At 36.0% G+C, this 24936-nt stretch carries 19 protein-coding genes; 13 read left to right on the top strand and 6 right to left on the bottom strand.

Annotated features, from left to right (window positions below):
• Positions 1-235 precede the first annotated feature (235 nt).
• The gene (locus L2586_RS06105) at positions 236-2758 is read left to right on the top strand and encodes a M14 family metallopeptidase (RefSeq protein WP_235291912.1); all 2523 of its coding nucleotides are present in this window, start codon (positions 236-238) and stop codon (positions 2756-2758) included.
• A gap of 80 nt (positions 2759-2838) precedes the next feature.
• On the opposite strand, the gene L2586_RS06110 is transcribed toward L2586_RS06105, so the two are convergent.
• The gene (locus L2586_RS06110; RefSeq protein ID WP_235291913.1) at positions 2839-3423 is read right to left on the bottom strand and encodes an outer membrane beta-barrel protein; all 585 of its coding nucleotides are present in this window, start codon (positions 3421-3423) and stop codon (positions 2839-2841) included.
• A 194-nt stretch (positions 3424-3617) separates the two neighbouring features.
• A complete protein-coding gene (gene alaS / locus L2586_RS06115; protein ID WP_235291914.1) occupies positions 3618-6236 on the bottom strand; it encodes an alanine--tRNA ligase in 2619 nt (872 codons plus the stop codon).
• A 342-nt stretch (positions 6237-6578) separates the two neighbouring features.
• On the opposite strand from alaS, the gene L2586_RS24635 reads away from it, so the two are divergent.
• The 7 genes from L2586_RS24635 (at position 6579) to L2586_RS06150 (ending at position 16564) form a co-directional block, all read left to right on the top strand.
• A complete protein-coding gene (locus tag L2586_RS24635; RefSeq protein WP_284284646.1) occupies positions 6579-7562 on the top strand; it encodes a M23 family metallopeptidase in 984 nt (327 codons plus the stop codon).
• 336 nt (positions 7563-7898) lie between these two features.
• Complete coding sequence (locus L2586_RS06125) at positions 7899-10025, top strand: carboxypeptidase-like regulatory domain-containing protein (protein WP_235291915.1); 2127 nt, start codon at positions 7899-7901, stop codon at positions 10023-10025.
• 129 nt (positions 10026-10154) lie between these two features.
• Positions 10155-11810: a DNA repair protein RecN gene (gene recN, locus L2586_RS06130; protein WP_235291916.1), complete on the top strand. Its 1656-nt coding sequence runs from the start codon at positions 10155-10157 to the stop codon at positions 11808-11810.
• Positions 11811-11852: 42 nt separating this feature from the next.
• On the top strand, positions 11853-12653 hold the full coding sequence (locus L2586_RS06135) for an enoyl-ACP reductase FabI (RefSeq protein ID WP_235291917.1): 801 nt from the start codon (positions 11853-11855) through the stop codon (positions 12651-12653).
• Between the two features lie 622 nt (positions 12654-13275).
• Complete coding sequence (locus L2586_RS06140; RefSeq protein ID WP_235291918.1) at positions 13276-14460, top strand: T9SS type A sorting domain-containing protein; 1185 nt, start codon at positions 13276-13278, stop codon at positions 14458-14460.
• Positions 14461-14603: 143 nt separating this feature from the next.
• On the top strand, positions 14604-15890 hold the full coding sequence (locus L2586_RS06145; RefSeq protein ID WP_235291919.1) for a metal-dependent hydrolase family protein: 1287 nt from the start codon (positions 14604-14606) through the stop codon (positions 15888-15890).
• 29 nt (positions 15891-15919) lie between these two features.
• Positions 15920-16564, top strand: a complete 645-nt coding sequence (locus L2586_RS06150; RefSeq protein ID WP_235291920.1) for a hypothetical protein — start codon at positions 15920-15922, stop codon at positions 16562-16564.
• Position 16565: 1 nt separating this feature from the next.
• Here L2586_RS06150 and L2586_RS06155 read toward each other — a convergent pair whose 3' ends face one another.
• Together L2586_RS06155 and L2586_RS06160 are read right to left on the bottom strand one after the other, a co-directional pair.
• Positions 16566-17153 (bottom strand): exonuclease domain-containing protein, encoded by a 588-nt coding sequence (locus tag L2586_RS06155; protein WP_235291921.1) that lies wholly within the window; start codon positions 17151-17153, stop codon positions 16566-16568.
• Positions 17154-17164: 11 nt separating this feature from the next.
• Entirely contained in the window at positions 17165-17917 is a 753-nt protein-coding gene (locus L2586_RS06160) for a hypothetical protein (protein ID WP_235291922.1), read from the bottom strand.
• 181 nt (positions 17918-18098) lie between these two features.
• Between L2586_RS06160 and lpxD the strand changes: the two genes are divergently transcribed.
• Genes lpxD through L2586_RS06180 form a run of 4 tightly spaced genes read left to right on the top strand, consistent with a single transcriptional unit; the run spans position 18099 to position 21949 of the window.
• Positions 18099-19139, top strand: coding sequence for a UDP-3-O-(3-hydroxymyristoyl)glucosamine N-acyltransferase (gene lpxD, locus L2586_RS06165; RefSeq protein WP_235291923.1), 1041 nt, complete (start codon positions 18099-18101; stop codon positions 19137-19139).
• 7 nt (positions 19140-19146) lie between these two features.
• Positions 19147-20535 carry a bifunctional UDP-3-O-[3-hydroxymyristoyl] N-acetylglucosamine deacetylase/3-hydroxyacyl-ACP dehydratase gene (locus tag L2586_RS06170; RefSeq protein ID WP_235291924.1) on the top strand — a complete coding sequence of 463 codons (1389 nt, stop codon included), beginning with the start codon at positions 19147-19149 and terminating at the stop codon, positions 20533-20535.
• A 9-nt stretch (positions 20536-20544) separates the two neighbouring features.
• Positions 20545-21318, top strand: a complete 774-nt coding sequence (gene lpxA / locus L2586_RS06175) for an acyl-ACP--UDP-N-acetylglucosamine O-acyltransferase (protein ID WP_235291925.1) — start codon at positions 20545-20547, stop codon at positions 21316-21318.
• Positions 21319-21322: 4 nt separating this feature from the next.
• Complete coding sequence (locus L2586_RS06180; RefSeq protein ID WP_235291926.1) at positions 21323-21949, top strand: ABC transporter ATP-binding protein; 627 nt, start codon at positions 21323-21325, stop codon at positions 21947-21949.
• Here L2586_RS06180 and L2586_RS06185 read toward each other — a convergent pair.
• Both L2586_RS06185 and gatB read right to left on the bottom strand, forming a co-directional pair.
• Positions 21938-22276, bottom strand: coding sequence for a MerR family transcriptional regulator (locus L2586_RS06185; protein ID WP_235291927.1), 339 nt, complete (start codon positions 22274-22276; stop codon positions 21938-21940). The genes L2586_RS06180 and L2586_RS06185 overlap by 12 nt on opposite strands.
• 55 nt (positions 22277-22331) lie before the next feature.
• The gene (gene gatB, locus L2586_RS06190) at positions 22332-23786 is read right to left on the bottom strand and encodes an Asp-tRNA(Asn)/Glu-tRNA(Gln) amidotransferase subunit GatB (RefSeq protein WP_235291928.1); all 1455 of its coding nucleotides are present in this window, start codon (positions 23784-23786) and stop codon (positions 22332-22334) included.
• A 187-nt stretch (positions 23787-23973) separates the two neighbouring features.
• On the opposite strand from gatB, the gene L2586_RS06195 reads away from it, so the two are divergent.
• On the top strand, positions 23974-24936 hold the full coding sequence (locus tag L2586_RS06195; RefSeq protein ID WP_235291929.1) for an SPFH domain-containing protein: 963 nt from the start codon (positions 23974-23976) through the stop codon (positions 24934-24936).

Below are 24936 nucleotides of genomic sequence, written 5' to 3' on the forward strand. Positions count from 1 at the left end.
CTTCAGCTTCTAACTTTTTTTTATTCAATACATGAGATAGGTCAAATTCAACATCAGCCTGAACTAAGCTTTTGTAGTATTTGAATACCCTAACCCGAAAGTAAATGTTAACAATTAATAGCGAAATAACTAAGCTAATAATAACAACAACAAATGTAATATACATTCTCTATTTAATTAGGGTGCAAAAGTAAATAAACATTTCTATTTTAGGGCAAATCTTTAATCATACCTTATGAAACATATATCCATATTACTATTCATCATCCATTTTCTTGTTTTATATGTCAATGGACAAAAAGTTGACCTGAACTACTATCTACCAGATATTACTTATGATAGTTCTATTCCCACACCGGAAGAATTTCTCGGCTATCAGGTGGGAGAATGGCACGTGAGCCATGATCAGTTAGTGTACTATATGAAGGAACTGGCTAGTCATTCGGATAGAATTACTATAGAAACTTATGCTCGAACGCATGAAAATCGTCCACTTGTCTTACTGACGATTACTTCTCCTAAAAATCAAAGTAACATCGACGAAATCCGAAAAACGCATGTTTCTTTAAGTGATCCTAAAGAAAGTGGTCAACCTATAGTAAATATGCCTGCCGTGATCTATCAAGGATTTTCGATTCATGGTAATGAACCAAGTGGATCGAATGCTGCCTTAATGGTAGCCTATTATCTAGCTGCAGGGCAAGGCGACTATATCAATGATTTATTAGATAATGTGGTCATTTTATTTGATCCATGTTACAATCCAGATGGCTTGAATAGGTTTGCGTCTTGGGTGAACACTCATAAAGCAAAGAACTTAATTGCAGATCCAAGTGACCGGGAATACTCGGAAGCATGGCCTAGAGGCCGAACCAATCACTACTGGTTTGACCTTAATAGAGATTGGTTGCTACTAGCTCATCCTGAAAGTAAAGGTCGAATTGCTAATTTCCATAAGTGGAAGCCGAATATCTTAACCGATCATCACGAAATGGGTACCAATTCCACATTTTTCTTCCAGCCAGGAATAGAAACAAGAGTGAATCCGAATACGCCACAGAAGAACCAAGACTTAACGGAGTCGATAGCTGAATTCCATGCCGAAGCACTAGACGAAATTGGATCCCTTTACTATTCTAGAGAGTCTTTCGATGACTACTTTTACGGAAAAGGATCCACATATCCAGATGCCAATGGTGGAATTGGGATTTTATTCGAACAAGGAAGCTCCAGAGGCCATGTTCAAGAAAGTATTAATGGTTTAGTGACTTTCCCATTTACCATTAGAAACCAAGTAACTACTGCTCTTTCTACCCAGAAGGCCGCGTTGAATCTAAGAGCAGACCTGCTTTCTTACCAGCAAGAGTTCTATAAAGGTGTTAAAGAATTAGTAAAGAAAAATCCAGTTAAAGGTTATGAATTTTCTTCGGGGAAGGATAAAGCAAAGGCGAAGCATTTCATAGATATACTTCTTGCACATCAGATCAAGGTATACGAACAAGGCCCTGACTCTTATTTAGTTCCATTAGACCAGACCCAATATCGATTAGCTAAAACCATCTTTGAGAAAGTAACCACATTTGAAGACAGCTTATTTTATGACGTTTCCGCTTGGACCATGCCTGAGGCATTTGACTTAGATTATCAAGAAATTCAAGGGAATCTAAAATTGGGTAATCTAGTTTCTGAACCTATAGAAATCGATGGCCGAATTATAGGAGATGTGGCCAAGTATGCCTATGTTTTCGAGTGGAATGAATACTATGCTCCTAAACTTCTAAACAAAATTTTAAATGCAGGATTAAGGGCTAAAGTTAGCAGCGAAGCATCCACTTATAATATTTCTAACGGAACGAAATCATTCGGTCTTGGAACAATAGTCGTCCCTATCCAAAACCAAGAACTGACTGCAAGTGAAATGCATAATAAAATGAAAGAATGGGCAGCAGAAACATATATAAATATATATAGTGTGAATTCTGGAAAACCATCAAAAGGATTCGACCTAGGAAGTCCTAGCAATAATAACTTGATCAAGGCAAATGTGATGATGTTTGTGGGAGATGGTGTTAGCAGTTATGATGCTGGCGAAATATGGCATTTACTTGATACGCGTTACGACATGACTCTAACCAAATTAGATGTGAACGATGCACGTTCCGCTGATTATTCTAGATATTCAGTCATCATCATGCCTGCAGGAAATTACAGAGATTTGTCTGTAGATGCCTTAGAGCGATGGGTTGCTAATGGAGGAACACTGATCTGCTATAAGAGCGCAATCGACTGGGCGAAACGAAATAAGCTCGTTAATATTGAAACTGTTTCTTCAGAAAAAGATACCTCTGAAGAACGCCAGCCTTATCATATGATTTCAGAGAATAATGGCCGTAACGTAATAGGTGGAGCGATTTTCAATACCAAACTAGATCTGAGTAATCCATTAATGTATGGAATAGAAAATGATGAAATGGCAAGTTTTAAAAGAGGAACCACTTTTTATGAACTAACTAAAAACGTATATGCTAGTCCAGCTATTTATACTGAAGATCCACTTATTTCAGGATACATTACGAAGGAAAATTTGAAAGCATTATCTGGTACAGCAGCTGTATTTGTGGGTGGTAAAGGTTCAGGAAAAGTAGTTTGCTTTGCAGACAATACTAATTTTAGAGGATATTGGTACGGAACAAATAAATTACTCGCAAACGCAATCTTCTTTGGTCACACGATAAGTAGGAGCGCTACGAGTAGGTAATCCGATATTTAAATAAAAAAAAGCCCTCAACATGAAAATGCTGAGGGCTTTTTTATTTTTTCTAGCCTTTTCTATTAAGCTTAATCTCGGTCAATGGTGTATCTTAATCCAATTGCAAAATTCTGAGTAGTCACTGGGAGATCTGCAATTCCTGTAAAGAAAACAGGTTCTTTAGGTGATCTCGCACCGCCGTGAATTCTATAGGCTAAGTAGAAATATCCAATCTTTAATCCAACTTCTCCACTTGCATCGAATCCAAATCGAGTTGCGCCCTCGATGTCATTAACATCTGGCTCACCCACTTGAGAAAGTCCTAGACCAGCACTTACGTAAGGAGACACTTTTTTATCAAAAAATGTATACCATACTTTTGCTGAATAATTAGAAACTCCCCAAAGAGAGACGCTTAGTGAATTATTGCTCCCATCATCTAATGCGACTAGGAAACTTGCATTGTATTCCCCTCCGACTTGTAACTTATCCGAAAGTCCATATTTAATGTGTCCACTAATATTAAGTCCTCCAGAACCAGAGTTAGCAAATTCTCCTAATGCATTTGCCCAACCGAAATCACCACCGAAAGCGATAGCGTTTTTCTGAGCAGATAGCGAAGAGAATGAAAAAGCGCAGATTATTGCGACTAGAGTAAAGATTGATTTTTTCATTGCGTTTTTTTTGATTAAGTATTTATTGATTTCTAATACTTGAAACGCATATATCTAACTACCCTTAGATTAAAACAAATCTTAACATATAGCACAAAACATCAAACCTAAGGGTAAATCGTCCAATAAAAAAAGCTCATGACTAATCTTATGGATCAATCATGAGCTTGTTTTTTTAGATTAAACCTAGATGATTAGATCATCGTCTTTGCTTGCTCTATTGCCGCATCGATTCCTTCAGGATCTTTGCCACCAGCTGTTGCAAAAAACGCTTGACCTCCGCCGCCACCTTTGATGTTTTTCGCAAGTTCCCTCACCATATTACCTGCATGAAGGTTTTTCTCTTTAGTCAATTCTTCACTGATCGTTACCATTAATTGAGCTTTATCTTCCGTCTGAATACCGAAAATGATAACAACATTCCCTACTTCCTTTTCTAGGTTATAGGCCAATGTTTTAGCCGCTTTTGTATCTGAAATCGGCAACTTCGATCCGATAAAATTAATTCCATTGATCACTTCTACCGTGTTCTTTAAATCACCTTGAAGATCGCCAGCTTTCTCTGACATCAATGACTCGATCTTTTTCTGCAAAGCCTTATTATCTGCAAGAACTCCTTCGACTTGCTTAACTGCACTACCTGAACCTTTGAATAAATTCTTTATTTCAGTAAGTTCTTTGATCTGCTCATTAACATAATCTTGTGCTGCTACCGATGTAATGGCTTCTATTCTACGAACACCTGCTGCTACTCCTGTTTCTGAAACGATCTTGAATAGACCAAGATTTCCAGTGGCTGGAACGTGGCACCCACCGCAAAGCTCTACAGAATAATCTTTCCCGAAAGTGATCATACGAACAAATTCACCGTACTTTTCACCAAACAACATCATTGCTCCTGAAGCTTTCGCATCTTCAATAGGGGTATGTCTTGATTCGTCTAAAGGTATATTCTCTCTAATTTTTGCATTCACAATATCTTCTACTTCTTGCAATTGCTCATCAGTCAATTTCGCAAAGTGAGAAAAATCAAATCTAAGATTTTCAGCTCGAACTAAAGATCCTTTCTGAGCAACATGATCACCAAGCACTCTTCTTAATGCAGCATGCAATAAGTGAGTTGCAGAGTGATTGTTCTCGGTTAACTTTCTATCAGTTTCATTAACTTTAGCTACAACTTTCGCATTGATATCTAATGGAAGCCGCTCTATATAATGTAAGATTAAGTCATTCTCTTTTTTCGTATCTACTACTTTAATCACTTCCTCTCCAAAAACTAGTACTCCTTGATCACCTACTTGTCCCCCACCCTCTGCATAAAATGGCGTTCTATCTAGGACCAGTTGAATATGTTCCCCGTTTTTATCTTCGACCGTCCTATACTTTAAAACTTTAGCATCCTTCACTTCCAGCGTATCATATCCTACGAATCGAACATTACCATCATTGCTTTCTGTCCAATCACTAGTAGATCTCCTCGCATCATTTCTAGCTCTATTTCTCTGCACATTCAGTGCCATTTCAAATCCTTTTTCATCAATATTCCATCCGCGTTCACTTGCTATTAATTTTGTCAAGTCAATAGGAAATCCGTAAGTATCATATAATAAAAAAGCTTCTGCTCCACTGATGCAATTATCAGAAAGATTCAGTTGTTCTATTCTCTTCAAGCCATCAGATAGTGTATTCAGAAATGATTTCTCTTCCTCTCTAACTACTTGAGTTACAAAATCCTGCTGAGCTTTTAATTCTGGAAAAACATTTTCAAAATCATTAGATAATCTATTTACCAACTTGTACATCAGGGGCTCCTTAATATCTAGGAAAGAGTAATAGTATCTTACTGCTCTTCTTAATATTCTTCTTATGACATAACCCGCTCCAGTGTTAGAAGGCATTTCACCATCCGCAATAGCAAAGCACACTGCACGAATATGATCAACGATCACCCGCATAGCGATGTCAGACTTAGAACTTCCATCATACTTCCCTGTATACTTTAGGCCAGAAGCCGCTTCTAAATCCTTAATATATTCACTAAAAACATCCGTATCATAATTAGACGTCTTGCCCTGTAAAGCCATACATAGACGTTCAAAACCCATTCCTGTATCAATATGCTTTTCTGGTAAGTCCTCTAATTTTCCATCGGCTTTCCTATTAAATTGAATAAAAACCAAGTTCCAGATTTCTATTACTTGAGGATGATCCATATTGACTAATTCGCCACCTGAAACGGCCTTCCTTTCTTCATCACTTCTTAGGTCAATATGAATTTCCGAACATGGACCACAAGGACCTTGTTCACCCATCTCCCAAAAGTTGTCCTTCCTATCAAAAAACAAAATTCTTTCCTCAGGCAAATACGCTTTCCACATTTCATAAGCTTCTGAATCTGCTTTCAAGAAATCTTCCGCATCACCTACAAATACTGTGGCATATATTCGATCCTTGTCAATTCCATAGACTTCTGTGAGTAACTCCCACGCCCAATCGATAGCTTCTTGCTTGAAATAATCTCCAAAAGACCAATTCCCCAACATTTCAAACATAGTATGATGATAAGAATCAATTCCAACATCTTCTAAGTCATTATGCTTTCCTGTAACTCGGAGACACTTTTGTGTATCAGCAACTCTTTTATTAGGACTAATTGCGTTGTTTAAGAAAAAATCTTTGAATTGATTCATTCCCGCATTCGTAAACATAAGAGTGGGATCATTTTTCAGGACGATGGGAGCCGATGAAACAATTTTATGTTGCTTTTGTTCGAAAAACTTTAAGAACTTCTCCCTGACGACTTTTGCCTTCATAACTAATATACAATTGTTTAAATATTACATAATACTAACATGTGATAATAATTTAACATTTTTCCTTAATGTAACAATATAGTTATCAACAGGTTATGCAGCTTTCAAAAATAAGACCAAAATATGTTAAAATTATCTTTGAAAATTGGATTCCAAAGCTTATTTTTACGCCAATCCTATTTACATATTCTACAGTAGCAGCAAATGTAGTAAACAATATGTTTTTTTAAGTTCTATTTAGTCAACGATAAATAGTTTTTATAAAAACATAGGGTCAATGATTGTTTTGACCATCTAATATATTAGATCGCAAAATGAATCAATGGTAAACAAAAATAATGGATGAAACGAGAGAAGTACGTTTATAACCCGCAGACACTTAAATACGAAAAACATAAATTAGGCGCTAAAGAGATTGTTAAGCGAGGAATCGGTATCACTTCTGGTATCATTTTCTCATCAGTACTCTTATTTGTTTTCGCTTATTATTATTTACCCTCACCGAAAGAAAGAGCTCAAAAAAGGGAAATAGAACAACTTGCAATGCAATATGATCTATTGACTAACGAGATGAATGGCTTGTCTAATATTCTGGAAAAAGTTCAAGAGAAAGATGCTAATATCCACAGAGTTATCTTAGGCATGGATCCGATAGATGAAAATGTATGGAATGGCGGTGTCGGGGGATCTAAGAAATATGACTTCATTACAAACTATAGCAATACCGGAAAGATTATTAAAGAGTCATTATCTAAAATTGATAAATTGAAGTTACAATTCGAACTTCAGAAAAGCTCTTTAGATACACTTGAAATGCTTGCATTAGCACGTAAAGAAAAATTATCTTCTATTCCTAGTATCAAGCCAGTAAGGGAAGATAAATTGAAAAGAAACATCTTAAAACTTTCTGGTTTCGGATACCGATTACACCCAGTTCATGGTGTAAAGAAGTTTCATAAAGGAATTGACTTTACAGCTCCTAGAGGAACAGCTATTATCTCTTCAGGTGACGGAAAAGTTACTAGAGTCGAGAATAAAACTAGAGGCTACGGTAAGAATATCATTGTAGATCATGGATATGGCTACACCACTTTATACGGTCACTTAAGTGAAATCGATGTGAAAGTTGGCGATAAAGTAACTAGAGGTCAAGTAATCGGAAAAATCGGAAGTACTGGAACATCTACAGCACCACACTTACATTATGAAGTGAGAATTAATGGTCAGGCTGTTAATCCTATCGATTTCTGCATGGATGGTTTGAGTCCTGAAGAATACCAACAACTGGTTCACAAAGCAGCTGAAGAAAATCAATCTTTTGATTAATCGTACTTTCTAAGCAGAATTTCATTTCTCTTATTTCAATGTATGGTCTTTAACAATTCGTTTTAGACCTCAAGCTTAATAGTCATATACTATATGGTTTTTCGAACGGTAATGTACATTCGCTGTTTTTCATATTACAATTACTAATTACAGCATTACTCATCTGCTTAAGCAATATTACTACTTGATAAGTCTCCATTTCAATACACGCTATAAAATTGACATAAGTTGTAACATTTCCTAAAATGAATCCGTCTAACAACAAACGACGGAAGCAACTTAGTAAACTCATATTTGGCATAATCTAAATTCATGCTGAGTCCCAAATCAATTTTTATGAAGACCGTATTACCCTTTCTACTCTTAATATTTTCAGGACTTAGCTTATCAGCGCAAAACTATCAAGTGATCAGTGGCCAACTCCTTGATCAAAAAACGGGCAAAGGCATTCCATATGCTAACATTGGTATACCTGAAAAGGGAATAGGCACTACCTCTAATGATGATGGAAAATTCACATTTAAAGTTCCTAAATTCTATGCGAATTCGAATTTGATTGTGTCCGTCATTGGATACAAAACATATAACAAGCCTCTTAATCAAATAATAAGCCCAGTACTCATCACCTTAGAACCAACAAGCTATGCGCTCTCAGAAATCCAAATCGTGGATGAAAGTGGAGTAGAAAACATCATAAGAAAAGCAGTAAAAAAGATCCCTGAGAACTACCCTATCCAATCGACCACTGTGCTAGGATTCTATAGAGAATCTCGGACAGATTCCCTCGATGAACATGTATATCTAGCAGAAGGTGTACTCAACATTCATAAAACTTCTTATAAAAACACAAAAGAAGGTATGGTCAGCTTGGTTCAAGGAAGAAAAATTAACTTAAAGAATCCACTTGACACAGTGATAATAGGAGGATTCAGTTCAGGACATATGGCTGCACATCGTTTTGATTTTGTGAAAAATCGAGAAGATTTTATTGATGAAGACTTCTTTCCTGCATACAAATATTGGATTGAAAATATTACAACCTATAACGGCAGACAAGTTTATGTCATTGGTTTTGACAAAGATCCAAATGCTAAGAATTTAAAACGCAGAAAAAACAGTGCCTCATCCATTATCGGAAAGTTACTGGGAAGATCAACTTCAACAACCTTGGATGCGAGATTAAAAGGAAAGCTGTATATAGAAAAAGAATCTTATGCTTTTATCAAAGCAGAATTTGAAGTAACGGAAGATGGATTAAGAAAATACAATGACTATCCTTTATATTCAGGTAGATGGACTTTTAATAAGTATGTGGTTAATTACCAACAAGTAGAAGGCAAGTGGTACTTCAGCGACGCACTTAGAGAAGGAGGAAGAAGAAGTGGCGGAGTGTATTCGAATGAGATTAAAATAACTGAAATTGACACCGATAAAGGCAAACCTATACCGTATCTGGATCGCTTAGATCGTGGTGAAGAGTTTGTAGACATGACAGGAACTTATGATGAAAATTTCTGGAAGTCTTACAATACTGTGCCGATGAGTGAAAAACTGAGCGAAAGCATGCAACAGTTCAGCAATGCGCAGAAGGCTCAAGAAGTTTTTGCAGTAGAACAGATGCAAAAACTACAAGAATTAAGAGACTCCGTATCACTCGCTACTAGGATTCAACAAGCAGAAGAAGAGGCAAGAAAGAATGATGAATATTTTGACCCAGAAAAGATCACTTTTGGTGAACCAGGATTAGAGCAAAAGAAGAAAAGACGCTTTAGATTAGAAACGATGCTAGGTTTGGGAAGTCACTTCATTACGACCCCAGAAACACACTTACATGCATCTTTCCTAGATTCGGAAACAGCTAATCCATTACTGAATACAAGTGGCATTATTTCATCACGTGATTTCGAAATCATTGCGACCGGAGATTTTAATATTATCATGAATGATCGATGGTTCCTACGATTTGGCGGTGCCAGAGATTTTGGCAGAACGATCTATAAAGAATCTGCTTCTGGAATGGGAGTTCAGTTTAACCTATCTAAGCAAAGACCAGTTTTCCTGAAATTTATCGCACAACATAGCCGTATCAGATATGCAAGACTACTTGGACTTGCAGAAAACAAGGTAGATAATGTCAATGTTGGAGGCAAAAACTTTAATGCTAAGCAGGTCAGGGTATTTTATGGAAGTCGTACCAACAATCTTAAGCTGTCGGGAGAATTTGCAATAGAACTGAATAGGAACAAAGAAATATATATTCGAGGTTCCTATTATCTTCCATACGCGCAAAAACAACATGTTTATTTTCGAGAAGCAACTTTTTTCTTCAAGAAAAGGACAAAATATCCTGTCGAAAGTAATAGTGTATTTATTACTTCCAATGAAAATCCACGTAATGAATTTAATAGTTCATTGATGGAAGGCAGCAGTGTGCAGCTGACTATAGGTTATGTTTTCAAATAAAATAATTCCAGATATTTTTGAATTCAGATCATTTGGTAAAAAATCTTGACTAGAATTAAATCGATTTAGAATTTTTCGAACCTAGTTTCATTCAAAATTCTTTACTTTTGGGGCAAATATTTAATTCAGATGCTGCAAAGCCTTAAGGTTAGTAATTATGCGATTATAGAGAACTTAGAAATTTCATTTTCTAGGGGATTTAATATCATTACAGGTGAGACAGGAGCTGGAAAATCAATATTGATTGGCGCGCTCGGACTCATCATGGGAAATAGAGCAGATACAAAAGTGCTTTTTGATCTGGAAAAGAAGTGCGTTGTAGAGGCACATTTCGATATTAAAGCTTATCACCTTTCCAGTTTTTTTGAGGCTAATGATTTAGAATTTGATGAAAATTTGATCATTCGCCGAGAGATACTGCCTAATAGTAAATCCAGAGCATTCATTAATGATTCTCCTGCTACTCTAAAGATGCTCAGAGAATTATGTTCGCAGTTGATCGATATGCACCAACAGTTTGATACCCTTGGACTTAATAATCCAGAGGTACAGCTCGCAATGATCGATGCTTACGCGAAGAATGGTGATATGCTTGAGAAATATACAGAGATTTTCGAACTGTATAATTTGAAAAAGACTGAGCTGAATCGCTTGATCAAGCAAAAAGCGCAAGCGGAAAAGGATCAGGAGTTATTAATGTATCATCTAGATGAATTCGAAAAATTGAGTTTGGAGGAAGGTCAACTTTCGGCATGGGAAGAAGAAATGAAGCTGTTAGAAAATGCGGAAACGATTAAAAGTGTCCTATCCAAAGCTGCTTTCACCATAAATGAAGCTGATCCATCCATTATTTCAGGTCTGGAAGAAATTAATTATGACGTATCTAAGATCACAAGTTTTCATTCGAGTATAGAACAATTAGGAGAAAAGTATTTTAATCTAATTGAGGAATTAAGAGAACTTGCTTCAGAATTCGAAAACCAAGCTGAGAAAACAGATTTAGATCCCGAAAGGCTCGGAATTGTGCAAGAGAAATTAGACTTGGCGTACCAACTTCAAGCGAAGCACCACTTGAATTCTGAAGAAGAAATGTTTGCTAAATGGGAAGAGATTTCAGATAAAGTGAATGGCTTCAAGAAGTCAGGTTCTGAAATAAAGAAAGCAGAAGAAGCTTTAGGCAAGTTACACTCCGAGCTAGATGAAGTAGCGGCTAAATTATCTGCAAAAAGAAAAAAAATAGGTCCCGAGTTGTGCAAGCAAGCAGAAGATAATCTTCACAATCTGTCGATGGAAAACGCTAAGTTTCAGATAGAAGTTATCGATCTCAAGGACTTTACAGAGACTGGAAAAAATGAGATTAAATTTCTATTTTCTGCAAATTTAGGTGGTCGACTTCAGGAGATAAGCGAAGTAGCATCAGGTGGGGAGTTATCCAGATTAAGTCTTTGCATAAAATCAGAATTAGCAAAAAGGGTTAAGTTACCGACACTTATTTTTGATGAAATCGATAGTGGAGTTTCAGGTGCTATTTCAATGAAAATGGGACAAATGATTAAGAAACTTTCCGGTTCGCATCAGATTATAAATATCACACATTCACCGCAGATTGCTTCGAAAGCAGATCGACATTATCGTATTTTCAAGGAAAGCAATCAAGAGCGAAGTTATACGAAAATGGAGATTCTCGAAGGTGATGAAAAAACAACAGAAATTGCTAAAATGCTGAGTGGCGATCCACCTTCAGAAGCAGCGATGGAAAATGCAAGAGTTCTAATGGCTGGCTAAGTCGCAGAATCTTTTAACTTTACAATTTAAATTTTTATAACAATGGCTAATAATTTACTACAGGGAAAAAGAGGTATCATATTCGGTGCAATGGATGAGGATTCATTGGCTTGGAAAATTGCTTTAAAAGTAATCGAAGAAGGTGGCGATCTAGTGTTAACTAACGCACCAGTTATTAAGCGATTCGGAAGTTTAGAAAAATTAGCCGAATCTGTAGGAAAGAAGATCATCTATGCTGATGCGACAAGTGTAGAAGAGTTAGATCACCTGATAACAGAGAGTCAGGAAATCCTTGGAGGTAAGTTAGATTTTGTACTACATGCCATCGGTATGTCTGTCAATGTTAGAAAAAAGAAAGAATACACAGACTTGAACTATGACTGGATGCAGAAAACATTTGATGTTTCGGCTATTTCCTTTCACAAGTTGATGCAGTGTTTGTATAAAGCAGATGCAATGAATGAATGGGGATCTATTGTAGCACTAACCTATATTGCTGCGCAAAGAACCTTCCCTGATTATTCTGAAATGGCGGAATCTAAGTCATTGTTGGAATCCTTTGCAAGAAGTTTCGGCTATCACTTTGCAGCTAAGAAAGTAAGGGTTAATACGATTTCACAATCACCTACGATCACAACTGCAGGATCTGGAATTAAAGGATTCGATGAATTCTTTAACTATGCGGATAAGATGTCACCGCTAGGGAATGCATCATCAGAAGCTTGTGCTGATTATACGGTAAGTTTATTTTCAGACTTAACGAGAATGGTAACGATGCAGAACTTATACCACGATGGAGGATTCTCTAATATGGGAATGAATCCAGCTATATTGGGGATGTAGAGAGCGGCGAGTTTTTAGTTTTTAGTTTTTAGCTTTCGGTTTTTAGTCAATGGAGCTTGGACTTCAGTCCGAGGAGGAAAGAATGAGATCGCAGATCGAATGAATTTCTCCTAATGTTCCACTAACCTTTAAATCAGATTAATAAACTTAAGTCAATATTAACAATTGATTTTAAAAGAGTCCAATCCAAGGAAGAAATAGTGAGATCGAAGATCGAGTGAATTTCTCCTAATGATACACTAACCATTAAGTCAGATGAGTAAACTAAAGCCAATACTAACAAGCCATTATAGAAGAATCCATTCCAAACGACTTCATTATCGCAATCGTTGATATAACACCTTACATTTAAGGTATCAGCACAATAATATATTAGGAAATCTCACATCAGTAGTTCACCATCAACACATTACGAAATTAAATATATGAATTATTAATATTGAATTAATATGCATATGACGTATAATTTGCAATTATATTTTTATTTTCACGCTTGATCTATACCCGACCCCACCACAACCATTACAAACTTTAACTGTAAGAAAACAAGAATACATATATTAATAATTAATATATGTGCAGATTATACTATTTTAACTCTTAATACTAATAAATACTAATTATGAAGAATGTTTTACTATGTTTTGTTTTTTGCTTAATAAGTTTGAGCACATATGCCCAAAGTGCTGGTGCTATCGCTATTATTGGTATAAACTCCGATAGTCCTGATGGTTTTACTTTTGTTGCAATTGACGATATTCCAGCATCAACCGTATTTTTTTTTACTGATAATGGGGTGTTAAGTGATGGTTCTTTAAGAACTGGTGAGGGAATTATAGAATATACCGTGGGTGCTGGTGGATTATCTCAAGGTGATGTTGTTTTAATTTCTCAATCGGGCCCTTCCGCTTCAGAAGGTGTTGCCGCCGTTGCAAATACTTTTTCAAATATTAATTTATCTGCATCAGGAGACCAAATAATAGCCTTTATTGGAAGCCCTGCAACTCCTGTATACATAGCCGCAGCTCAAACTAATTCTACATTATGGCAAATGACAGCCTCAAGTTCTAACAATTCAGCTCTTCCAACTGGCCTAACCGATGGGACAACAGCTGTTGCTGTAGGATCAGGCTCCGGTGCTGGTGACGAATTTGACAATTCTGAATATACTGGTACCCGTGGCTCATTCGCCGATAGGAATGCTGCATTAACAACAATTAATGATGCTTCAAATTGGACTGGTAGCAATTCATCTATTACATTAAACAGTACTGATTTTGCTCCTTTACTCCCTGTCTCCCTTACCTCTTTCTCCGGTAACCATTTCAACAATAACATCGAATTAAACTGGGTAACATCACTTGAAATCAATAATGACTACTTCGATGTTCAGCGTTCTGCTAACATGAAAGACTTTGTTACAATAGGTAAAGTTATAGGAAATGGAAACATGACTCGTGAATCCGAATACGCTTTCACTGATCGTAATCCATTAGCTGGAGTTAATTATTACAGACTTGCACAGTATGATTTTAATGGTGACATGGAATTTCATAAAGTTATTGCTGTTGAAAATAGAAGCAAAACATCTTCTAAAGTTTACCCAACTTTAGCTAAGGCTCAATTAAATGTAGAAGTTTACGAAGAATCAGCATTGACAATTAGAAACAGTCAAGGCCAATTGATCAATTCTCAAATTTTAGCAGATAGCAAAAGCATCAATATCTCTGATTTCGCTCCAGGTATCTACTACCTTCAGCTAAATACAAATGGAAATATCGAAACACATAAGTTTGTTAAGCTGTAAATGAGCTATGAGCTAAATAAACAATAAAATAAAAAAAGGCTACTCTTTCGAGTAGCCTTTTTTTATTGACTTTAATTTCTCAAGCATAGTTCTCCAGCGCAAAATATGTTTTATCTTACTTGCCTAATTAAAAACCAAAACCAATGCGTAAATTCCTATTTTTAATTGCCACATTTCTTACTACTTCGTTTGCTTTCGCTCAAGCTCCAGTAGCCACCTACATCCACTGTGGAAATTTGCTCGATGTTAATATTAATCAATTTTCTCAAGAGAAAACCATTGTAGTCGAAAATGATGTCATAAAAGACATACTTGATGGTTATGCAACTCCAAGCGGAGGCATAAAAACCATTGACCTAAAAGATAAATATGTCATGCCTGGTTTCATAGATATGCATGTACACCTTGAAATAGAAATGACACCTAAGTTTTACGAAGATAAATTTCGATTAAATAAAGCTGATATTGCATTACAAGCAACCGTTTTCTGTGAAAAGACATTAATGGCAGGCTTTACAACAGTAAGAGATCTCGGTGGAAGTGGTGTTAATGTTTCCCTGAGAAATGCTATAAATCACGGATTTATTAAAGGACCACGAGTTTATACTTCAGAAAAAAGTATTGCGACTACAGGAGGTCATGCTGATCCTACCAATGGTGTTCGCGACGAATTAAAAGGTGATCCAGGACCAAAAGAAGGCGTAATAAATGGGCCAGAAGATGCTTATAAAGCCGTTCGACAACGATATAAAAATGGAGCAGATTGTATCAAAATCACTTCGACCGGAGGCGTTCTTTCTGTAGCAAAAAATGGTCAAGGTCCTCAATTCACATTGGAAGAAATAAAAGCAATTGTCGCTGCCGCTAAAGATTATGGTTTCACAACTGCTGCACATGCACACGGTGCAGAAGGAATGAAAAGAGCCATCAAAGGTGGAATCAATAGCATAGAACATGGAACCTTAATGGATGATGAAGCTATGGAATTAATGATCAAGCATGGAACATACCTTGTTCCAACACTTTCCGCTGGACGCTTCGTATTGGATAAGGCAAAGATCCCAGGCTATTTCCCTCCTGTCATCGTACCTAAAGCATTGCATATCGGAGAACAAATGAAACTTAATTTCGGAAAAGCATATCGGAAAGGAGTAAAAATTGCATTCGGAACAGACACTGGTGTTTCTCAACATGGCAAGAATGCTGAAGAATTTATATTTATGAATGAATATGGAATGCCAGCTTTAGAAACAATTCAAACTGCTACAAAAAATGCTGCCGAATTACTGCAAATATATGATAAGGTTGGATCTATTGAAAAAGGAAAATGGGCAGATATTGTTGCTGTAAATTCTAACCCCAAAGAGAACATTTCGACTCTTTTAGATGTTATATTTGTAATGAAATCTGGGCAAGTTTATAAAGAATAACGCCCATATAAAAAACTTAAAATAAAAGAATGAAAAACTTAATCTTCGTCCTAGCTATATTAGGAGTAGCGATTGTACCTGGGTGCAAAAAAACTTGTGAGAATGTTAAAGTTGGTGAAACAACGCTAGCAGAAGAAACTTTAAATTATCTAAATTACAACAAGGGCGATGTTGTCGTTTTTGAATCATCGAACGGTGAAGACATCACTTTTACAGTAGATCGTACTGATGATATTTACTTTATCTGTCAGAAAGTAACTTGTGATCCAATAGATCCTTACAAGAGTAGTTTTTGCGAATATGTAGAAGCTCCCATTACCAGTATTTTTCTTCAGTCAGACAGCACATTATTAGGAATAGAAGCCAGTGTATATGCTTATGAGCCAGAAACTGAATTGTTTTTCGATGCCGTTCGATTCACAATTTCCCATGTGAATGATTCTGCCATTGCTAGTAAAGTGACCAATGTAAAATTTACAAATCCAGTTTTCAAACAAGATGAAGTTACGGATATTGATGATTTTGTAGAGGAAAGATCTTCTGTAGAAATAGAAAACAAAACACTTGAAAATGTCTTGATATGCAAGGATAGTAAAGTAGCCTTGTATTATCAAAAAGGAAAAGGATTCGCAGCATTTACAATAGGAAATAGAGATTATTTTCTAAAGGAATAAGCTAATCTTCAAACATATCTTCTAGCTGGCCAAGCTTCATGAGTTTTATAAAACTTCTAGAGGCCGCAATGACATCAGCTCTAGCATTGCCAGCTGGAGAATATTTTTGATTAAAACAAGTCGCGTGCAGTTCATTTAATGAAGGCCACTTGTAATTACCATTTCTTCCTGGAATTTTGCAATACCATGTACTTTCTTGCATCAAGCAAAACTTATCCACAAATAATAGTGGATTCTTTTCACCTTGTCGATGGTATTCCGCAGCAATGATGTTTTCGTTAAAATTAAGATTGAAGGAGATGGTATACTGAACCTTTTCCAGACTTTCCTTGAATTTTTCTAAGACTTCTTTTATAGGATCTCCATTTTCAAATTTTGCTTTATCCTCTCCAGATAATTCAATGGCTTCTTCAGAAAGATTGTATCCATCCGGTTTTATAAAACAATTGAAATCTTCGATTGGCTTAAATGCATCATCCAAAACAATCCAGGAGCAATGCATCATTCTTGGCCAACTAAATACATCTGTATATGAAGCTTTCCAAGATTTAACTTTTCCGTTCGCAGTTGTATCAAATAATAAATACACAATAATCTATTTTAACTTAACAAATCTAATTTATTCTTAATCTTATCTTCTATTTCATTTCGTGTCGATTGGGATACTTGTGCACTACCCTTTTCCGCATGGACCCAAAAATGGAAATTTCCATCTATATCCATTTCGCAATGATTATTCACTTTATAATCGACTAAAGTCATCAATTTCCGCTCTATATTCGCAGGAATGACTGACTCCCGTTTATTCAGCTTTCTTAAAATATTTCCAATAGCCAAATCTTTATTGCCGACTATCGCTAAGAAACCCTGACCAGGAAAATGACCAAACTCTCTTCCATCTAATGGAATTAATTTATAATAGCTAGCTATTTCCTCATTGATAAAGCAACCTTCCACTATTGCAATTTCCAAATCGTTCTTTCTCAACCCCTCGATAATCTGCAATGGCTCTAAGACTTCTAATTGTACATCACCTCTTATTTCTAGTAAATTTTTCGAAACAAATAGAGGACTAACGTTAATGATCGCTGAATATGGCAATCCGATAGGCGTATTAATATTAACAACGTCATTTCTAATCGCAATAAAATTACGTCTTTCCGCTAATGTTATCAATCCAAACACCGTTTTACTTGAATTTCTTTCCGTGGGCAGTAGATGCAACGGTATGATTTCGAGGTCACATTCGCCTTCAGAAACCAATCTTATTGAGGTATCTAACTGATCGAAATATTGATTAATCGAATTAATTAATTCTTTAGTAGAAAATAAATTGTTAAATGTTATACGCATTAGTGTCCGTAAACGTTAAATAAAAGTACAAAATTGCAAATATAGGTTTAAGTCAATAAATTGATATGAATACCGAATTTTATTTATTTATTTCTAAATTTGCAAAAATTTTATTTTACTCGACGACACCCAGAATAATGAGTAGCAATTATTGTTGAAATGCTTTAAATATAGGTGGTGAATGAAAATAACAACTAAAGATATTTGCGATATAGTTCAAGGTGAATTAGTCGGCGATCCTGATTTGATCATCAAGGGTCCAAGTAAAATAGAAGATGGAAAAAAAGGTACCATCAGCTTTCTCGCAAACCCTAAGTATAACACTTTTGCTTATTCGACACAAGCATCTGCCTTACTCGTATCGAAAGATTTTACTCCAACAAAACAATTGAAGCCAACACTTATCAAAGTTGAAAATGTATATTCTTCTCTCAGTAAGTTGTTAAGTTCATTCAATCATGTTTTCGATAATGAGGGAATTGCTGAAACAGCGGTGATCAAAGATAATTGCAATATTGCTTCGACAACGTCTATAGGAGAATACTCCGTTATAAGTAAAAACGTTTCCATCGGAGAGGAATCATTTATCGCAGATCAAGTTTTCATCGGAGAGAGTGTAAAGATCGGTAAAAATGCCATCATCTATCCTGGTGTTAAAATATACCATGGTTGTGAAATCGGTGATAATGTGATTATCCATTCTAATGCAATCATAGGAAGTGATGGTTTCGGATTTGTACCCAATGCTGCAGGTCAATATGAAAAAATTCCTCAGGTAGGAAATGTGTTAATCGAAGATGATGTAGAAATCGGAGCGAATACAACGATAGATCGAGCAACAATGGGAAGCACCAAATTATGCAAAGGTGTCAAACTTGATAATCTGATACAAATAGCCCACAACGTAGTTGTAGGAGAAAATACAGTAATTGCAGCGCAAACTGGAATAGCTGGCAGTACCAAAGTTGGAAAAAATTGCCAAATTGGGGGCCAGACGGGTATAGCAGGACACTTAGTCATTCCTGATGGGATGAAGATTCAAGGCCAATCTGGAATAACATCTAGTAATTATCATGAAGGTCAACAAGTTTACGGTACACCGGCCATTAATTATCGAGACTACCTTAAATCCTACGCACATTTTAAGTCATTACCAGATTTAGCAGAAGAAATTAGAGCTTTAAAAGAAGAAATTAAAGCCCTAAAATCGTCTAAACGATAAACAATTTATGTTCAAAAAAACAATTAGTAAATCTGTTTCTATAGAAGGAATAGGACTTCATACTGGGATAAAAACCAAATTAACATTACATCCAGCCGATAAAGATCACGGAATCAGATTTTCTCGGACGGACCTAGAAGGAAAACCAACATTTCTAGCTGATGTAAAATATGTTTACTCCACGAAAAGAGGAACTTCACTTAAGTACGGTGAAGCTCATATTCATACAGTAGAGCATATTCTTTCAGCACTTACTGGATTAGGCATCGATAATGTACTCATAGAATTAGATGGTGCTGAAATTCCAATAATGGATGGTAGTGCTGAACCTTTCGTTAATATGATCGAGGAAGCTGGAATCGTTGCACAAGATGCAGAGAAAGAATATTTTATTGTAGAAGAACCGATAGAATATAAAGATGAGGTATCTGGAGTGGAATTAATTGCACTACCACATGATGGTACAGAGTACACGGCTATGATCGATTTCAATTCTCCGATTCTATCTAAGCAATACGCCCACATTTATAATTTCGAAAATTACTCGGAGCACATTGCACCTTCTAGAACTTTTGTTTTTGTACATGAATTAGAATATTTACTTCAAGAAGGATTAATCAAAGGAGGAGATCTTGATAATGCAATCGTTATTGCAAATAGAAAAATGGAACAGCATGAACTAGACCGTTTAGCTGAAAAATTAGGGAAGAAAAGTGTTCAGATAAAGTCAGAAGGCGTGCTGAATACGATAGATCTCAAATATAAGAATGAACCTGCTAGACACAAATTATTAGATTTAATAGGTGATCTAACCCTTCTAGGAAAACCAATAAAAGGAAAAATCGTCGCTACTAAACCGGGACATAAGGTTAATGTAGAGTTTACTAAACTATTAAAAGTCAAGTATCAAGAACAACGTAAATTAAAAGGTAAGCCTAAGTACGATCCGAATAAGAAGCCGGTAATGGATACCATGGCTATCGCGGAGCAATTACCGCATCGCTATCCATTTTTATTAGTTGATAAAATTATAGAGCTCTCTGAAAATTACGTAGTCGGCGTAAAAAACATTACATTTAACGAACAGTTTTTCCAAGGACACTTCCCTGGAAATCCTATTTTTCCTGGTGTATTACAAATGGAAGCTTTAGCACAAACTGGAGGGCTTCTTGCGCTTAGTCTTCAGGAAAAAGGTCATAAATGGGATACTTATTTTTTAAAAATGGAGAATGTAAAGTTTAAGAAAATGGTCGTTCCTGGTGACACACTAATTCTGAAAATGGAATTAATGGCACCTATAAAAAGAGGAATTTGCCAAATGCTAGGAACTGCATACGTTGGAAATAACATCGTATCAGAAGGCGAACTTACAGCACAGATCATTAAACGGACATAACCAGAAAGATTGAGTAAACTAAACTACATCCATCCGAAAGCAAAAATCGACAGCAATGTTACTATAGATAACTTTGTTACTGTCGAAGAGAATGTAGAAATAGGTGAAGGGACTTGGATAGGCCCTAACGTAACACTTTTCTCAGGAACTAAAATTGGTAAAAATTGCAAAGTCTTTCCAGGCGCTGTTATAGGAGCTATACCCCAGGATTTAAAATTCGACGGTGAAGAATCTATTGTTGAAATAGGAGACAATGTTACCGTAAGAGAGTTCTGTACATTAAATAGAGGCACTAAAGCTAACTACAAAACCCAAATTAAAGACAATTGTCTCTTAATGGCATATGTCCATATTGCACATGACTGTGTTATAGGGAAAAACTGTATCCTAGCGAACGGAGTTAATCTAGCAGGTCACATCGAGATCGGTGATTATGCCATCATTTCGGCACTATCAGCTGCTCACCAATTTGTAAAAATCGGTACGCACTCGATGATAACAGGTGGCTCACTTATTAGAAAAGATGTACCTCCATTTGTTAAAGCAGCTAGAGAACCACTTTCTTACGCTGGAGTTAACTCTATCGGTCTAAGAAGAAGAGGATTTTCAGCAGATCGGATTAACAATATCATGGAAATCTACCGGCTACTCTACGTAAAAGGACATGCTATTTCTAAAGCTATTCAACTGATCGAGGCAGAAATACCGGAAAGTGAAGATCGTGCACTGATTCTAAATTTTGTGAACAAAGCAGAGCGAGGGCTCATGCGAGGTTACCAATAAACTTGTGGAAATAATCCTCGAAAATATATCTAAGAAATACGGCTCACAATGGATCTTCAGGAACATAGATTTTCATTTCGAGGCGAAGACGAAATATGCCCTAATAGGACATAATGGTGCTGGGAAATCTACTTTACTTGATATTATTATGGGTAAAATCCCATATACTAAAGGCAAAATCTCTTATCAAGTCAATGGTAATATCGTAGGAATTGATAGCATCTACAAACATCTCAGCGTGGCAACTACATCTATGTCTTTAATTGAGGAATTCACTTTAGAAGAAATATTACAATTTCATTTCCGATTCAGAAACATCGTTAAAGGCTTAAATCAAGAAGATGTATTGGACTTAATGGAACTAGGAAAAGAAAAGAAAAAATTTATATCCAATTTTTCTTCTGGTATGAAGCAGCGCTTGAAAATAGGACTTGCTTTATTCACTGATTCATCGTTGTTGATTTTTGATGAGCCGGGTGCTAACCTTGACCTAAAATCGAAACAATGGTTTCAGACACTCTTAGCAAAGTATCTAAATGATCGTACCTTATTAATCGCATCTAATGATGCTGAGGATTATCAAATCTGCGATCACATCATGGATATCGAAGATTTCAAATTAGTCGGATAAACTTTTACTAAGATCTAACAGCGATTTCTTAATCTTCTTTAATTTAGAAATGATTTCATCTCGTTTCTTAGCAGCAGCCAATTCTATTTTCAATGCCTTTTTTGCACCTTCTATAGTATACCCTTTGTCTTTTACTAAAACATATATGGTTTCTAATACACGGATATCCTTTTCGGTATATTTCCGGTCGCCTCTACTATTCTTTTGAGGTCTAAGTTTAGAAAATTCTGTTTCCCAGTATCTAATTAATGAATTAGAAACATCAAACATTTCAGAGACCTCTCCGATAGAATAGTATAGTTTATCTTTATCAAGCTCTATTTTCAAAATGCGTAATGTATTGGTTTATTACACAAATATACATATTAACTTAAAGAATTACTTAACCATTTAATTTCTTCATGATTTCTGTTTTCAGCACCTTCGGATCTGCTTTTCCACCTGCTTTTTTCATCGCCTGCCCCATGAAGAATCCCACTAAGGCTTTATTTCCATTTCTAAATTTTTCAAGTTCTGCGGGATGTTCAGCTAATAGCTCATCAATTAATACCTTTACGAAACCTTGGTCGTCACTCTTTATCAAGTTTAACCGTTTCGCAATTTCCATCATTTCCTCTGCTGGATTTTCAAGAATTTCAGGGAACAAAAACTGATTTGCTGCTGAAGGCGAAACTTTGCCACTGCGAATAAGGCCAACATATTCAAGCACTCGCTCATCTGCCATTACTTGTTCGGCGATATCACTTTCTTCATTCTGTACCAATGGTAGGATTTTGTTAATTACTACTTTCGCAAGGGTTTCATAGTCACTTTCTGATTTTGCAAGGCGAAGAAAATAATCTGCATAACTCTTCTCCTTTGTGATAACTCCAGCATTATAATCACTTAATCCATAATCCTTCACCAAAAGCGTTCGGTAGGCCTCAGGCAACATAGGCATATTCTTCTTCACTGACGCTATATATTCATCCGTGATCAATAACGGTGGCAAGTCTGGATCTGGAAAATATCTATAATCATGGGCATCCTCTTTCGAACGCAAGGGGGTAGTAACTCCAGTGTCAGGATTGAAGTTTAATGTTTGCTTAGAAAATGAAATCCCCTTAGATACCAATTTGAACTGACGTTTATATTCGTAAGTGACTGCTTGCTTAGCAAATTTCTTAGAATTTACGTTCTTTATTTCGCAACGCTCACCATATTCTGTAGCACCTTTAAGCCTAATGGAAACATTACAGTCACACCGCATCGATCCTTCTTCCATATTACCATCACTTATACCGAGATATTTCACCATACTCTGGACAGCGCCCATAAAGTCATGCACTTCTTGTGCACTTCTTAAATCAGGTTCTGTCACCATCTCTACTAGCGGAGTCCCTGCCCTATTATAATCAAGCATTGTATACTTATCAGAAATATCATGAGCCGACTTTCCAGCATCTTCTTCCATATGAATATGATGCAATCTGATCGTCTTCATCTTCCCTCCAGTTTCGAAAGTAATCGATCCACCTTCACATATAGGATAACGGTCCTGAGTAATTTGATATCCTTTCGGGAGGTCAGGATAGAAATAATTCTTTCGATCGAACTGATTCTTTTTATTGATTTTAGATCCGGTAGCTAATGCAAGGATTAAAGCTTTCTCGATATGCTTTTTATTGGCCTTAGGTAGCGTTCCAGGATGAGCTAAGGTAATCGCGCTCACATTTGTATTCGGATCACTCCCAAATTGGTTGTAGTCTCTATTAAATGCTTTGGATTCAGTATTTAGTTGTACATGGACTTCTAGTCCAACAACAACTTCATAATCTTCAATGTTTGTAGAAATCATTTCGCAAATTTACATTTTGACTTCGACTTCTAATCGACTAAAAGCGTATTTTAATCGAGATTCTATATTTTCATGGAATTAAATTGCCTTTCTAAGTCTTAATTATGTTAAATAACACATAAAGGATTGAGATTAAATAGTAAATTTATTCACTGTACGTTTTTATCTAACTATCTAAATTTTTAAAATGGATCAAATACCAATTTACTTACCTATTCTTGCTTTTCTTGCTTTACTATTCATTGCAAATGGTTTCTTCACTGTGAAGCAACAAACCGCTGCAATTGTAGAAAGATTAGGTAAATTCCAAGGCTCAAAAAGCCCAGGATTACACTTTAAAATTCCAATTTTGGATAGAGTTTCAGGTAGAGTCAATCTTAAGATACTACAGCTAGATGTTCTTGTCGAAACAAAAACAAAAGATGATGTTTTCTTAAAAATGAAAGTGAGTGTTCAGTATCAAATATTGAAAGATTCTATTTATGAAGCTTTCTATAAATTAGAAAGTCCTACAGCTCAGATTACTTCATATGTATTTGATACAGTAAGAGCTGAGGTGCCTAAAATGAAATTAGATGATGTTTTCTTAAGAAAAGATGATATTGCTATTGCGATTCGAAGAGAACTGGAAGAAGCGATGAATACCTACGGATATGGCATTATCAAAGCATTAGTAACGGATATCGACCCAGATCAAGCTGTAAAAAATGCCATGAATAGAATTAATGCGTCGGAAAGAGAAAAGACAGCTGCAGAATATGAAGGAGAAGCGGAAAGAATCAGAATAGTTGCTAAAGCAAAGGCAGAAGCGGAATCTAAAAGACTTCAAGGTCAAGGTATCGCTGATCAAAGAAGAGAAATTGCGAAAGGCCTGGAAGATTCAGTAGAAGTTCTTAACCAAGTAGGAATTAACTCTCAAGAGGCATCTGCATTGATAGTAATTACACAGCACTATGATACGCTTCAGTCAATGGGTGAAAATGTGAACAGTAACCTTATTCTACTGCCTAATGCGCCGACAGCTGCGAGTGATATGTTATCACAAATGGTTACCTCTTTTGTAGCTGCCAATAAGATGGGAGAAGAAATGAAAGAAATGGAAGAAAAGAAAGCGGATGCAGAAAAACTGAAGCTTCCAAAAAGACTATAA

Origin of the sequence: Portibacter lacus (assembly GCF_021533215.1) — a bacterium.
GTDB classification, from domain to species: Bacteria; Bacteroidota; Bacteroidia; order Chitinophagales; family Saprospiraceae; genus Portibacter; species Portibacter lacus.